At 42.8% G+C, this 12,844-nt stretch carries 12 protein-coding genes and 3 pseudogenes; 5 read left to right on the top strand and 10 right to left on the bottom strand.

The window, feature by feature from the left end; translation table 11 throughout:
- Nucleotides 1-143: 143 nt before the first annotated feature.
- A pseudogene (locus tag JCM19033_RS15075) lies at nucleotides 144-781 on the top strand (YigZ family protein).
- A 498-nt stretch (nucleotides 782-1,279) separates the two neighbouring features.
- Nucleotides 1,280-1,525: a DUF3953 domain-containing protein gene (locus JCM19033_RS15065; RefSeq protein WP_054636891.1), complete on the top strand. Its 246-nt coding sequence runs from the start codon at nucleotides 1,280-1,282 to the stop codon at nucleotides 1,523-1,525.
- A gap of 196 nt (nucleotides 1,526-1,721) precedes the next feature.
- Here JCM19033_RS15065 and JCM19033_RS15060 read toward each other — a convergent pair.
- From JCM19033_RS15060 to JCM19033_RS26090, 3 genes and pseudogenes are all read right to left on the bottom strand, one after another.
- Nucleotides 1,722-2,988, bottom strand: a pseudogene (locus JCM19033_RS15060) (M20 family metallo-hydrolase).
- A 368-nt stretch (nucleotides 2,989-3,356) separates the two neighbouring features.
- A complete protein-coding gene (locus JCM19033_RS15055) occupies nucleotides 3,357-4,868 on the bottom strand; it encodes an efflux RND transporter permease subunit (RefSeq protein ID WP_269758271.1) in 1,512 nt (503 codons plus the stop codon).
- Nucleotides 4,869-4,876: 8 nt separating this feature from the next.
- Nucleotides 4,877-6,426, bottom strand: a pseudogene (locus JCM19033_RS26090) (efflux RND transporter permease subunit).
- Nucleotides 6,427-6,712: 286 nt separating this feature from the next.
- On the opposite strand from JCM19033_RS26090, the gene JCM19033_RS15040 reads away from it, so the two are divergent.
- Together JCM19033_RS15040 and JCM19033_RS15035 are read left to right on the top strand one after the other, a co-directional pair.
- Nucleotides 6,713-7,285: a transposase gene (locus JCM19033_RS15040; protein ID WP_054636887.1), complete on the top strand. Its 573-nt coding sequence runs from the start codon at nucleotides 6,713-6,715 to the stop codon at nucleotides 7,283-7,285.
- The gene (locus tag JCM19033_RS15035) at nucleotides 7,286-7,687 is read left to right on the top strand and encodes a single-stranded DNA-binding protein (RefSeq protein ID WP_054636886.1); all 402 of its coding nucleotides are present in this window, start codon (nucleotides 7,286-7,288) and stop codon (nucleotides 7,685-7,687) included. It begins immediately after the preceding gene.
- Nucleotides 7,688-8,123: 436 nt separating this feature from the next.
- On the opposite strand, the gene JCM19033_RS15030 is transcribed toward JCM19033_RS15035, so the two are convergent.
- Nucleotides 8,124-8,666: a YdcF family protein gene (locus JCM19033_RS15030; protein ID WP_054636885.1), complete on the bottom strand. Its 543-nt coding sequence runs from the start codon at nucleotides 8,664-8,666 to the stop codon at nucleotides 8,124-8,126.
- Between the two features lie 160 nt (nucleotides 8,667-8,826).
- Here JCM19033_RS15030 and JCM19033_RS15025 point away from each other — a divergent pair, with 160 nt between their 5' ends.
- Nucleotides 8,827-9,375, top strand: a complete 549-nt coding sequence (locus JCM19033_RS15025) for a hypothetical protein (RefSeq protein WP_157049907.1) — start codon at nucleotides 8,827-8,829, stop codon at nucleotides 9,373-9,375.
- Between the two features lie 50 nt (nucleotides 9,376-9,425).
- Here JCM19033_RS15025 and JCM19033_RS15020 read toward each other — a convergent pair whose 3' ends face one another.
- From JCM19033_RS15020 to JCM19033_RS15005, 6 genes are all read right to left on the bottom strand, one after another.
- Entirely contained in the window at nucleotides 9,426-9,884 is a 459-nt protein-coding gene (locus JCM19033_RS15020; protein ID WP_054636883.1) for an SGNH/GDSL hydrolase family protein, read from the bottom strand.
- Nucleotides 9,885-9,961: 77 nt separating this feature from the next.
- A complete protein-coding gene (locus JCM19033_RS15015; RefSeq protein ID WP_054636882.1) occupies nucleotides 9,962-10,261 on the bottom strand; it encodes a hypothetical protein in 300 nt (99 codons plus the stop codon).
- Nucleotides 10,262-10,386: 125 nt separating this feature from the next.
- Nucleotides 10,387-10,527 (bottom strand): hypothetical protein, encoded by a 141-nt coding sequence (locus JCM19033_RS23595; RefSeq protein ID WP_157049906.1) that lies wholly within the window; start codon nucleotides 10,525-10,527, stop codon nucleotides 10,387-10,389.
- 154 nt (nucleotides 10,528-10,681) lie between these two features.
- Nucleotides 10,682-11,200, bottom strand: coding sequence for a Bax inhibitor-1/YccA family protein (locus JCM19033_RS15010; RefSeq protein WP_269758270.1), 519 nt, complete (start codon nucleotides 11,198-11,200; stop codon nucleotides 10,682-10,684).
- A gap of 17 nt (nucleotides 11,201-11,217) precedes the next feature.
- Complete coding sequence (locus JCM19033_RS26085) at nucleotides 11,218-11,481, bottom strand: Bax inhibitor-1/YccA family protein (RefSeq protein WP_269758260.1); 264 nt, start codon at nucleotides 11,479-11,481, stop codon at nucleotides 11,218-11,220.
- A gap of 244 nt (nucleotides 11,482-11,725) precedes the next feature.
- Complete coding sequence (locus JCM19033_RS15005) at nucleotides 11,726-12,790, bottom strand: ATP-grasp domain-containing protein (RefSeq protein ID WP_054636925.1); 1,065 nt, start codon at nucleotides 12,788-12,790, stop codon at nucleotides 11,726-11,728.
- Nucleotides 12,791-12,844: the final 54 nt, after the last annotated feature.

Here is a 12,844-nt window from a genome sequence, read left to right as displayed (position 1 = left end):
ACTCTCAAGAAATTACATAATTATACGTCAATACTATGACAGGCTCTGTCATAAAACAGGGGAACATGTCAGAGGTATTTCATTTTTTACGCTTACATTATAGGATAATTACATTGAATTCTAGGAGAGAAAGAGGGTCTTTCATGCTCACTTCATATTATACAGTCAAACCATCCGGAGAGAAGGAAATAGTCATACAAAAGTCAAGATTTATTGCATTCGTGCAAAGGGCAGAGACAGAGGAAGAAGCCCAGGATTTTATTAATAAAATAAAAAAAGAGCATTGGAACGCTACCCATAACTGCTCTGCTACATGATTGGTGAACACGACCAGATCCAAAAAGCAAATGATGATGGTGAACCAAGTGGAACAGCTGGAGTGCCTATACTGGAAGTATTAAAGAAACGCCAATTGAAAGATACTGTCGTTGTGGTCACACGCTATTTTGGAGGTATCAAACTTGGTGCAGGAGGCTTAATTCGTGCCTACGGAAACGCCACCACTGAAGGGATAAATGCCACTGGGGTCGTTGAACGCAAGCTAATGCAAGAGTACAATACAACGGTTGACTATACGTGGCTTGGCAAAGTAGAAAACGAACTTCACCAATCTTCCTACCTTCTAAAGAATATTGACTATGGCGAAATGGTTCAAATCAACACTTATGTACCAGTTAGCGAGTCCGAACAATTTGAAGGCTGGATGACAAACCTGACTAATGGGCAGGCTGCCATTACACAAGGTGATAAAATATACCTTGAAGAAGATGTTTCGGCATAGGGTAGAAATTTCCTTCTCTATTTTTACATTCGACAATATTTCCTAGGAAATGAAGAAAAGGACCTACAATCTATGGTAGGTCCTTTTCTTCATTGTTCCATTTTAAAGAGTGGCTCCCATGCACTAACATCCAAATATGCTTTACACGCTGTCTTCTATGCCACCGGCATCCTTACCCTCCGGGATCCTAGAATCACTCTATTTCACTGGGGTGACGGTAAAGCAGATTTCATAGGGGAGGATTTGAAGGAAATACCTCTAATAATGAATAAGTTACGTAATCAAAATATAAAATCTTGTTATGCTAACGGGTGTGAATGATAAATAGCAATATTTCTTTCGTTTCAAGAGTTTACGTCACGGTAAATAATTAAGAAGAAACACTGATGCACGAGGTGATGAAGATAGCCAGCTACTAATGTAAGCAGGCTTTTTTTTCCGAAATGTAAATTCGAAAAATTTGAATAATATTCATATCACCATAAAGGGGTTGAGAACTTGAAGTTACTGAGAATAGTGAATATCATTATTGCATTTATAGGTCTGAGTGGTGGCATCTATCATTTTCTTGTTGAAGAAATCCCGGTACCGACAATTGCAATTTTTCTCTTTTTGTCGGTGATGTTTTTGCTAAATGGAATTGAAGAAGTTAAAGAAAATAAAAAAGATTGGATGGGCTATATATTTATTGCTACAGCTATGTTTTTTGCCATTGGAGTTATAACCCAACTTGTTATAGGTTGAGAATGTTCCTGATTTTATTACACTAACGGGTCCGTTATTTCGATAAGGAATTTAACAAAATGAACATCCATAAATTTGGAAGTTCATTTTAAAAAACATCAGCTTTTACAGAGGCTTATAGAAAGATATTTTTTCCAGAGTAAATATCCTCTGTTCTTTCTTACCACTTTTTTAACTAGAATCTTATTTTTAAAGTTTACTGCCTAACCAGGTCTTCTCCTTTCACTTCCTTCTTAGCCATCTCGATCATAGATTGATACAAGACTTCTGCCCCTGCAGCCAAGTCATCAAAAGAAGCAAATTCCGCCGGGTTATGGCTGATTCCCTTCTTACAACGGACAAATATCATGCCGTAATCACATACCTTAGACATTGTGAGTGCATCGTGAAATGGCCCGCTCATTACTTCCGGGGCATTGGTATCCATTGTTGTCTTGCATGCTTCATGAATAATTTCTTTAATCCAATCTGAGCAATAACTCGGTTCATTTTTAAAATCCTCCCTTAATTCATAAGTAAGGTTGTGTTTTTCACAGATTTCCTCAATTCTCCTCCTCAGCTTTTCCTCACATTTTTCCCGCTGAGCCTTGTCAATATCGCGCAAATCAATGGTAAGAACGACCTCATCTGCAATGACGTTCCTCGAGTTAGGTGAGACCTCCAGAGATCCGACAGTTCCAACTGTTACCTGGTCAGGATCGTCTTGTACAATCGTATTTAGTGCCGTTATGACTTCGGCAGCCCCAGCCAGCGCATCCTGGCGAAGCTTCATAGGAACAGAACCAGCGTGTCCCGCTGTTCCCTTCAGCTTTAGGGTCGCCACAGGGGTCCCGAAATACCTTTTACCACCCCAACAGGCACTCCTTTTTCTTCTAAAACAGGTCCTTGTTCGATATGAAGCTCTAAAAATGAATGAATGTGATTCGTATCATATTCAGATTCTGCAAATCTCTCAGGTTGGCAGCCATACGCCCGTAAAGCCTCCTCTCTGGTGATCCCATCCTTGTCCTTTCTCCCAAGCTCTCCTTCTTCCAGTTCGCCAATAATCCCTCGGGAGCCGAAGAGGCCTTTGTTGAAACGCCATCCTTCTTCATCAGAAAATGCAATAACTTCAATAGGCCTGTATGGTTTCACTCCTGTTTCATTCATAACAGTCACTGCTTCCAGGGCAGAAAGAACCCCTGCCGTTCCGTCAAACCGTCCTCCGTTAGGCTGAGAGTCAATATGAGAACCGACCATTAAAATAGGTGCGTCCGGGTTCTTTCCTTCAAAACGGCCAATCAGGTTTCCAAAGTGGTCGAACCGTGTATTCATTCCGGCCTCTTCCATCCATCCTGCCACCAATAAAGAAGCTTCTTTATCTAGGAGGATAAGGCAGGTCGGCACACCCCTGTTTCCTCAATCTTCCCAACCTTGCTTAACTCCTCAAATGTCCCCTTAAGCCTGCCTTTGTTTATTTGCATAAATACCTCCCTTATTTATTTAATACAGAATATTCAGACTTAAAATCTCATACTCTTCCTTTTACAAAGTTTTTTCACAACTTTCGCCTTCTGTTCCTGTCCCTTAGAAAATTTTATGTACTAGTCACTTTACTACGTTACTTCAAAACCTATCAACGAGTTAGTAAACATACCTCACAAGGAATTTTTCCACGAAAAAAGTGAGGGACATTCGCCCCCCACCTTCATAATGGTGCCTGGCACCATTCTCATTTGTAACATGTTTGTAATCTAACTTTAGCTTTGTTCCTGAATTCTTCCCTTTTTTTCAGCTCTTCGCTGTTTCCATCTTGCCTGAAGCACATATAATGCCGGCACGATGAGAAGCGTTAACACTGTCGAGAAGATAAGCCTGATACAATGGCGACTCCGAGTGGCTGAAATAAGGGGTTATCTCCAAGAGCTATCGGCAAAAGCCCCCCTATGGAGGTTAAGCTGGTTAACACAATGGGCCTGAACCGCTCTTCTCCCACTTCAACGACCGCTTCGATCAGGTCTTTCCCTTCGTTTCGCCGCTGTTCGAAAAACTCAATCATAACGATGCCGTTTCGTACCACAATTCCAGCCAAACTCACCGCACCCATCATCGACATAAACCCAAGCCCCGTCTGCGTAAGGAACAAACCAATTAATGTTCCTGAGATCGCAAGATAAACCGCGCTGAGTACTAAGAAAGGCATCACCAGCGAATAAAATTGAACGGCAATAATAATCAAAATTAAAAAGACAACGATGACGAAGATCTGCCCGATATCAATAAAGACATCTGTTCTTGCTTCTGTTTCACCGCCAACGTTAATGTCATAGCCGTCTACACTAGCTTCAACAGCTGCAATCTCACCTTCAAGATCAGCTACAACCTCATCGACATCACGTTCCCCAGGATAAGCTCTTACGGTTACTGTTCTGACCATATCTTGATGAGGGATTGCTTCGATACTGGTTCCTTCCTCCCATGTCACGAGCTGATCAAGGGTGGTTCCCATATCGGCTTCTTCCACGCCGGCTTCCTCAGGAATTTCCTCTTCTCCAGGGCCTCCAGGACCGCCTTCCTCTTCAGGTGCTCCGTCTCCCTGTGCTCCTGGCATTCCTGCTCCTTGCGTCATGCCTCCTGAAACGAATACTCTTTCTAAATCCTCCGTCTCGACACTTCCTTCTGTATCATAGACCATTCTCATATCCAGAAGCCGGTTTCCCTGCTGAAGCTGTCCAAGAGGCATCCCATCTCCAAGCAGCCTTAGCTGCTGGCTGATTTCATCACTTGCTATTCCGTATTCCTCAAGAGCTTCCCGATCCGGTGAAAAGGAAACTCCCGATAAATTGCGGCCGGCATCCACTTCTACGCCGCCTACTCCGTCTTCAGCTTCCAGCAACTCCTCTACACTTTCTGCCATATCAAAAAGAACGTCCATGTCTTCCCCGCTGATTTCAATGGCAATCGGTGCGCCTACCGGGGGACCTGACTCAATAATCGAAAGGTTTGCTCTTTCAAGCTCTGGAAACTCTTCAATAAATTCTTCATTCCAGGCATTCATTACTTCACGGGATGGGGGACCATCTCCATGGATAAATACCAAAAAGTTTCCATCATTTTGCTCCGCGCTTCCCCCTCCGCCGTCTGCTCCAAATATACGAGGGATTTCCGTTCCGATATACGTAGACACAGACCGGACTTCTTCCTGTTCATATAACCAGGCTTCAATTTCGTCAGCCATTTCCTCCGTTTCATCAATCAATGTTCCCGGCTCAAGAGACGTTTCAATAAAGATTTCCTCCCTGTCAGTATCCGGGAAAAATTCAAGAGGAATAAAAGGAATCAAACCATAGGCAGCTGTTCCTATTCCTAAGCCTATGATGCTGTCAGTCCTGGTCTTTTTACCACGCGAGTAAGAAACTTGTTTCCATAGCCCCTTGCGGCTTTATCAATAAGACCGCCAGCCAGCCCAGGAGCTTTTCTTTCTGTTCCTTTTCTCTTTTGCTTTTTGTTCACTCTTTTTTCCCTGACTGACCTATAAATTGGGATCAGAAACAAGGCAACAAGTGTTGACGCGATAATGGTAGCAATTAATACTGCAGGCAGCGGGCGAATAAAAGCTCCCGCTGAGCCCGGTAGCAGCAGCAAAGGCATAAACGTAAACACGACGGTCAACGTAGATGTCAATACGGAAACAGCTACCTGGCGGACACCTCTAATCGATGCGGTGAAAGGGTCCTCCCCTATCCGCAGCCGTCTTTCTATGTTTTCATTTACCACGATGGCGTCGTCTACGAGAATCCCTAAGGAAATAATAAATGCTATTAAAGAAATCTGGTTAAGCCCAACATCTATAAAAGGTAATGTAATCATCCTAAACTTAAGGATACAGGGATTGCTAATGCCACCGACAGTGCCGTTGAAATGTTTAGCCCTAAAGAACAAACGATCAACACAGCAGCTACGGCTAATAGAAACGCGATGGCAAGCTCCTGGAAAAGCTCTGATACCAAGTCAGCCTGGGTATACAGCAATTCCACTTCTGCGCCGTCCGGTAATTCAGCAATCATTTCTTCCACATAGGGATCAAGAGCGCTTTGAGCTTGGGGGACACTCGTTCCTTCAGCAAGATAAAAAGTGAGAGATAACGCCGGCTCGCCCTCATAATACACGAGTTCTTCCACCGGCTGATATGTCTCAGTGATCTCTCCTACATCACTGATGAGAAGAGACTCACCTTCTTCATCTGCTCCTACAGGAAGACCTTCCAGATCCTCAGCCGTTTCGTAGGTATCCAGAGTAATCCTTTGAATTTCTCCATCTGCCTCCCACTCTCCTGGAGGAGTCGGTGATGTTTCTCCGGAAATTGCTCCCATGACCTGAGAAGCTGACATATCATTTTCTTCAAGGGCTTCCAGATCCAGTACGATGCGCAGTTCTTCTTCTAGAGCACCCTGGACACCCATATCCGAGATTTCCGGTATTTGAACAAAATCACTTCTCCACCGGTCAAGCACCTCATCAACTTCCGGTAAAATCTCTTCATTTTCTAAGGTAATCTGGTATGTAGCTAAACCCTGCACACTTAAATCGTCGTCAAAAATTGGTGTCTCTGCTCCTTCGGGAAATTCAGCCGCAGCATCATTCACCAGCTGGCGAATGTTATTCCAGGCCCTGTCCTCATTGACTCCCTCCTCCAGCTCAAGGGAAATTGAAGAAAATCCCGGACTGGAAACCGAAGTGACCTCCGCAAGTTCCTGAACCGCCATAAGCTCCTCTTCAATCAGGTCGGTTATATTCGCTTCCACCTGCTCAGCAGAAGCCCCTGGATAGATCACACTCACCTGCGCAACTTGAGGTTCAATTTCAGGGATTTCACGTTGAGGCAGCTGAAAAAACGACAGCACCCCAACGAGAAACAGCATCGAAAAGAACAACAACGTAATCTTTTTCTTTTTCACAAGCCACTCAATCATGTACTACTCCCCCTCTTTTTCTACGGGTGCCTTTTTCGGTGCCTGGCACCCCAACAGAATGTAACAGTTTTGTAATCTAATTATTTATGTAACCCCTGTTCTTACTAGCTTTCTTCCATTTCCCCCTTCAGGGGTGCCAGGCACCGCCAGGAAATGTTACAGCAATGTAATGTTTGCACAACTTTATTCATGGTATATTTGACTCATTCCCGCGAAAGGAGGGTTGAAAGCATATATGCCAAGGCGCCTTAGAGTTTGGTCTCCGGGTATGATGTATCATATCACTGCACGAGGGAATAGGCGCGGAACCTTATTTCACGACTCCCATGATTACAAGCGGTACCTCTTAAATCTATCCCTCTTAAAAGACAGCCATCACTTTTTACTCCACGCGTATTGTCTGCTTCCAAATCACCTTCATCTTCTCCTTGAGACTAACCAAACCCCTTTATCTAAATCGATGCACCAGCTCCAGACCAACTATGCAAAGTATTACAATCACCGGTACAAGAAAGAAGGCCACGTTTTTGAAAAGCGTTTCTATTCCGATCCTATTCGGGATCAGGCACACTTTTTCCAGGTGAGTAAATATATTCACCGAAATCCCGTAGAAGCGGGACTTACGGGAACTGTCGCAGAGTACAGATGGAGCAGCGGCAGGGACTATGAAGAAACTCCGGCCTACTTGCATCCCCAGCATCCATTCCTCACCTTTACACGCACACTAGATGCCTTTCCCCAGCCTAGTCAGGAAAACTATTCTATGTTTATGAACCGTGAAACCTTAACCACAAAGGAGGAATTTTAATTGTTTAACCAAGTGACTCTTGTAGGACGCCTGACAAAGGACCCGGAACTTGCTTACACGAAAGAAGGTACTGCTGTATGTAATTTCACTCTTGCGGTTCAGCGTACTTTCCGAAACGGTGAAGGGGATTTTGATGCCGACTTTGTCCCTTGTACTGTATGGAGAAAGCAGGCCGAAAATACTGCTCTTTATTGTCACAAAGGTGCACTTGTCGGTGTAAGCGGAAGAATCCGAAGCAGAACCTATGAAAACAAAGACCAGCGGACTGTCTTTGTCATTGAGGTCATTACAGATCAAGTACGGTTTCTCAAGCTAAATCCAGGCAATACAACCGTCAATCATGTTCCTCCCCTTCCTCATGAGAAAGCTCCATCGGAAGAACCCCTCTCTATAAATCTATAGATTCCCTTGTTTACCTAATTCCTAACCCGCTCTTCCTCTTTTGTTCATTTTAGTGAACAATATTCCTTCTACTTATTTATTTTCCTTCTACCCTCCTCTGTTCACCCTTCCTCGTTCCAGGGGCACTTCCCTTCCTTCGCCCCTCTGTTTTTCAGAATATGAAAGGAGGCCATCCCCTCTAAACCCCTCCTCATTAAAGAAAGTCTGAAAGCATAAGCTTCCAGACTTTTTTCCTGTCTCTATTAATACTTTCCTTCAATGAAGGTAGACACCATGGTAGCAATAAAGCCCCCAATGACTAAAACCATTCCCCAGCCAAACTGACTTCTCACGCAAAACACCCTCCTTTGATGCCATGTGGCTCTTTTCCATAGTACAAGTATAGCAAATAGACATTGATTTTTCCTCGTCAGCAGCACAACTTACCAAACGGCAACTAAGCTTCCGATCCATTTATAATACTCCCAGGCCAGCTCATTATCCCTTTTGCTCCAATCTTCATACTCATGGTAATAGGCACATAAGTTAATCTTACGCCTGTATCTCCGTATACACGGTCAAACACTACTTTTGTTCTTCTCATATGATAATCACTGGTAACAACCAAGGCTGATGAAAATCCTTTTTCTTCAACTATTTCTTTTGTATACTCGGCATTTTCATAAGTGCTGCCTGCCTCATCCTCGACAATAATATCATCAGCAGCAATCCCAAACTCCCTTGCTGCTTCAGGTGTCATACTGCCATCCAGAGCGTTCGAAATCAGCACTTTCTCCCCATAACCCTCGCTATATAAGTGTTCCGCTTTTTCTAATCTATCCTGATCCCCGCTTAATACTATAATTACATCACTTTTCACTGGCTCATCTTCGTATAAGAGCAGATCAGTTAAAATACTTCTTGGCAGCAAAGCGATAATTGTCAAATATACAAAAAACAAAAAGGTTAGTAACACACCAATCGTACACCCTAATCTCATAGTTTCTTCCTTCCCGTCTACACGGTTCTTCCCTTTATCCTACACTTTATACTCGTGCATATAAAACATCAGCTTTTCCCTCTTGTCTTTACAGACCTCTTTATAACTTTTATCATAGTACATAAGCCTAACAGACCCAATAATGGAAAAGGATGGTACCATGAAAAAAACAGCAATTATTATAGTCATTGTTTTAGGAGTGTTAATAGCAGGCGGATGGGGGTCCTACTCCTTTTTGGCAGGTTCCTTTGGAGACAGCGGTGAAACAACTTTAAGCGAGGCCCAGGATGCAGGGGCTATTAGCGAGCAGGAAATGAGCGATCTGATAGAAGAAGAAACAGATGATTCTGAGGAAAGAACTTCTGAGGAAATAGAATCAGAAATTAAAGAGGAAATCGCAAGACAGCATACATACTGGAATGACCTAACAGGGTACGGCGGATTAGATAGTCTATCAATGGATGAGGCGGCTTCTTCTCTTGAAGAACAGCAGGAAAAAATACAAGACAGACTTCTGCCAATTGCTACTGATTCCTTAAAAGAAGATTTCAAAACAGCAGACTCTCATATCAGTGCCGCCATCGAAGACAATAATCCAGAAGAACTAAGAATGGTGCATCGCATCTTCCACGACCTTGATATAGTGATAAATGATTATAGTGGAGATACAAACTATTTCGGAGTGACAGAGACGTTTGGAAATGACTGAAATAGCACCCAAAAAACCCCGTACCACTTTCCAATGGTGCGGGGTTTTGATTATCTTCCTGTCAATTCGGATACAACGGCTTTTGCCCAGGCCTCGTGTCCATCCTGGCTCGGGACAGATTCTTGCAAATACGTTAAAATATCGTCATCCTCTACATCAGGCCAGTTACCCCAATGGTCAATATACGGCCACTCTTCCTCTTCTGCGAAATCTTCTAATCTCTCAATTTGAGTTAAGTAGTAGCCTGCTTGATGTATGGGATTGGTAGGAACAATATAAGCAGCCACTTCGTCATTAGAACTTTTGACTGTCTGTAAGATTCTATTAATATTAAAGAGAGTATCGTCTATGCTTACTCTTGCATTATCATTCAAAATTAAAGGTTCAAATAAAAGAACATCCGGAGCCAGTTCGGCAAGTTTCTCGTCTCCGTCACCTTCTATTACTTCAAACGTACTTTTCTGGTCAAAAGAAACTACCTCGATTTCTATCAGACTGGTAGAATACATCTCCCTCAGCTGCTCTTCGACGATCTGCGGCCAGCCTTTATCCGCTTCTTCTTCAGCGAGGACTGCGTTGGAACCCGCTACAACGATTCGCAGATCTCTTCCATCCCCGAGGCTTCTTCCATCCTTGTGGCAAATGGTTCACTTGCTGCCTCTGCCGGGCTTTCTGGTAAAGTACTCTCCTCACTACCTGTCACGCCTTCCCCTTCGCCCGCACTCACATGTTCTACGTTATCTGTAATGTCTTGTTCCGTTTGCCCTTGGTCAGATTCGGTTTCTGGTTGAACGCTGGAAGCTACTTTATTATCATAATGAATGTTTCCAGCTATAATAATACCAAGACAAACGACTGTGAAAAATAATAAAGAAAACAACTTCATGATCGAAAACTCCTATATATAAGTCATCTTCTGTTATTATATACTTAGTTTTTTCCAGAGTACAGGAATTACGACAAAATTTTCCCTTCCTGAACTCACCCATAAAAAAGAGCCTTCTACAAGGCTCACGTTGTTGCATAGTATGGTTTTAATTTGTCTGCGATTTCTTTTGTCAGCTCCACTTCATTCTTTTCTGCATTTTCCTGTTCGTATATGTACTCCATGATCTTAAGCAGTGACTCCTGATCAAGCTTAGACTTTGCCATGTGCACCATCCTTTACTTACGTTAGACGTATAAAATATAGCAATATTTGTCTTTTAAAACAATTACTTTTCAAAAAATTTGTACTTTTTCCATATTATATTCGCATTTTTGTTCTTATTTTTCTTTCTTACCCGCTTCCTTCCTTGGTGTAAACTCAGTTTTTCATTCTCCTGATTTTAGCCAAAAGCCTCAAAATTTCAATATAAAGCCAGATCAGTGTAACAGTCAGGCCAAAAGCCCCGTACCATTCCATCTTTTTAGAGGATCTTCTTTGTACTCCTTTTTCGATAAAGTCAAAATCTATGATTAAATTTAATGCTGCAATCACGATGACAAATAAGCTGAAAATAATCCCCAAAGGAGTAGCGTCTCTAATGATAGGAACTCCTAAATCAAAAAAACGCAAAATGATGTGGATAAGATAGAGCAGAAAAATGCCTGCGGTTGCCGTAAGTACCACAGACCGAAATCTCTTTGTCGCTTTGATTAATCGAAGCCGGTAAAGAATCAGCATCGCAAAGAAAACAGCAATGGTTCCCGCTGCCGCCTGAATCACAATTCCGCCAAATTCATGTTCCAGTCTGGCGGACAATCCTCCTATCAACATTCCTTTCAGCAAGGCATAGAGCGGTCCGGTGAAAGGTACAGTAGCAGGTTTAAAGCTGGCAACCAGCCCTAAAATCAGGGCGCCTAAAAGCCTATCACCATGTATGGCTGAATGTTTTCCCCGGCGGCATAAAGCTGCCAGACGTAAAACGCTGATAACGTGACTAAAATAAGAAAGAAGAACGTCTTATTTATCGTCCCTGTGATGGTCATTGCCTGACCGCCTGTATGTTGAGCAAATACTTTGTGGTTTAATACTGGATTCGAAATGCCTCTCATGTTCTCGTCCCTCTTTCTACTAACCTTACTTACATTATAAAGCCCCTGGATAAAATACCCAGAGGCCATTTATTTAAAAGCTCAAAAAAGAGCTGTTTTCTCTTCTATTAAACTAGCAGACTCTCTTACTAGTTTTAAAGAAAGGCTTTGTTACATTTAGTGGTAGATTCTCGTTCCTCGCTTACCACTAAAATGCTAGGGCGACACCCATTCATGTTTCCCTTCAATTCCATTCACAGGAACTTCCAGGCGGCGGGCATTGCCAGCTTCCTCGATGGCTCCTGGCGCTTTTATCATAGTAAAGTCATCTTTTCTACTTCGCTTTGGAAGAACCTCTGGATGCATCCCGAATTTGTTCTTTCCGAATTTGCACTACGGCATCATGTCTTGCAAGTTCCATGTTCGGCGTGGAATTCAACCATTCACTTTTCAGTTTTTTTCCTGTTCCCAGGGCTACAAATGCTGCCGGGATATTGGCTCCGGCGGCATGAGAAAATGAATATCCGCCTCCAAAACGAGGATTCATGTCGATGACGTAGTAGTCTTTCCCATCATAGAAGACATCTGTATTAAGGTAACCCACATGCTTTAAGTTGTTTCCGATTGCTCTTCCCAGATTTAACACTTCATCTTCGTCTGTTACAAGCGTACGGTCAACATCTCCAGCTCTCATTTCCAGCTGTTTTCTTGCAAATGCTGTTAAATAGTTGCCATCCAGGTCATTTACAATATCCAGGCTGTATTTTTCCCCGTCCACAACGTCCTGAATAATAATATTATCTTCTGCTTTTTCTGCCGTGGCATCATCCAGCGGTGACTCCTTAACCTTTTGTATAGCAAGCTTGTATGCTGAATCCAAGTCTTCTATTGTGTTCACGATTTCAATTCCAATGGAAGCAGATCCATTTCTTGGCTTCACGATGAGGGGGAATTCCACTTCTCCACTTTCTATCGCTTCCTTTGCTTCCTCCACTTTCATATACGTAAGGGGAGCTTTTACTCCAAATTTTCCTAGCAGCTCTCGATAATACGCTTTATCTCTTATTTGCAGGACTACATCGGGATCTGAACAAATCACGGTAATCCCTTTTTCCTCAAGCTTTTTCTTATTTTCTGAGATCTTTGGAACCTCAAGATCGTTCAGAGGAATTAATACATCAATATCATGTTCCTCACAAATATTGTAAATTGCATCCATATAATTATCGTCAGTCTGAGCAGGGATCACATATGCAAGATCCGCCACTTGCAGAGAAGGTGCGTTATCGTCAGGATCGGCTACGATCACATTCCCTAATGTTCCTGACTCTTTTAATGCCTGCTGGAAAAATTCTACAAAATCTATTCGTCTTGCTCCTGATGTTAATAGAATATTCATGTATATTCCTCCTAGTATATATTGCCACTCCAATAGGTAATCTTTATATGCCCC

Source organism: Thalassobacillus sp. C254 (assembly GCF_001310615.1).
This window is presented reverse-complemented; position numbering and strand designations above follow the sequence as displayed.

Coding starts and splice junctions, on each gene's coding strand:
- JCM19033_RS15040 (WP_054636887.1), top strand. CDS start 6,713: ATGCCAAGGCGCCTTAGAGTTTGGTCTCCGGGTATGATGTATCATATC.
- JCM19033_RS15030 (WP_054636885.1), bottom strand. CDS start 8,666: ATGAGATTAGGGTGTACGATTGGTGTGTTACTAACCTTTTTGTTTTTT.
- JCM19033_RS15025 (WP_157049907.1), top strand. CDS start 8,827: ATGAAAAAAACAGCAATTATTATAGTCATTGTTTTAGGAGTGTTAATA.
- JCM19033_RS15020 (WP_054636883.1), bottom strand. CDS start 9,884: ATGTATTCTACCAGTCTGATAGAAATCGAGGTAGTTTCTTTTGACCAG.
- JCM19033_RS15015 (WP_054636882.1), bottom strand. CDS start 10,261: ATGAAGTTGTTTTCTTTATTATTTTTCACAGTCGTTTGTCTTGGTATT.
- JCM19033_RS23595 (WP_157049906.1), bottom strand. CDS start 10,527: ATGGCAAAGTCTAAGCTTGATCAGGAGTCACTGCTTAAGATCATGGAG.
- JCM19033_RS26085 (WP_269758260.1), bottom strand. CDS start 11,481: ATGGCCTCTGGGTATTTTATCCAGGGGCTTTATAATGTAAGTAAGGTT.
- JCM19033_RS15005 (WP_054636925.1), bottom strand. CDS start 12,790: ATGAATATTCTATTAACATCAGGAGCAAGACGAATAGATTTTGTAGAA.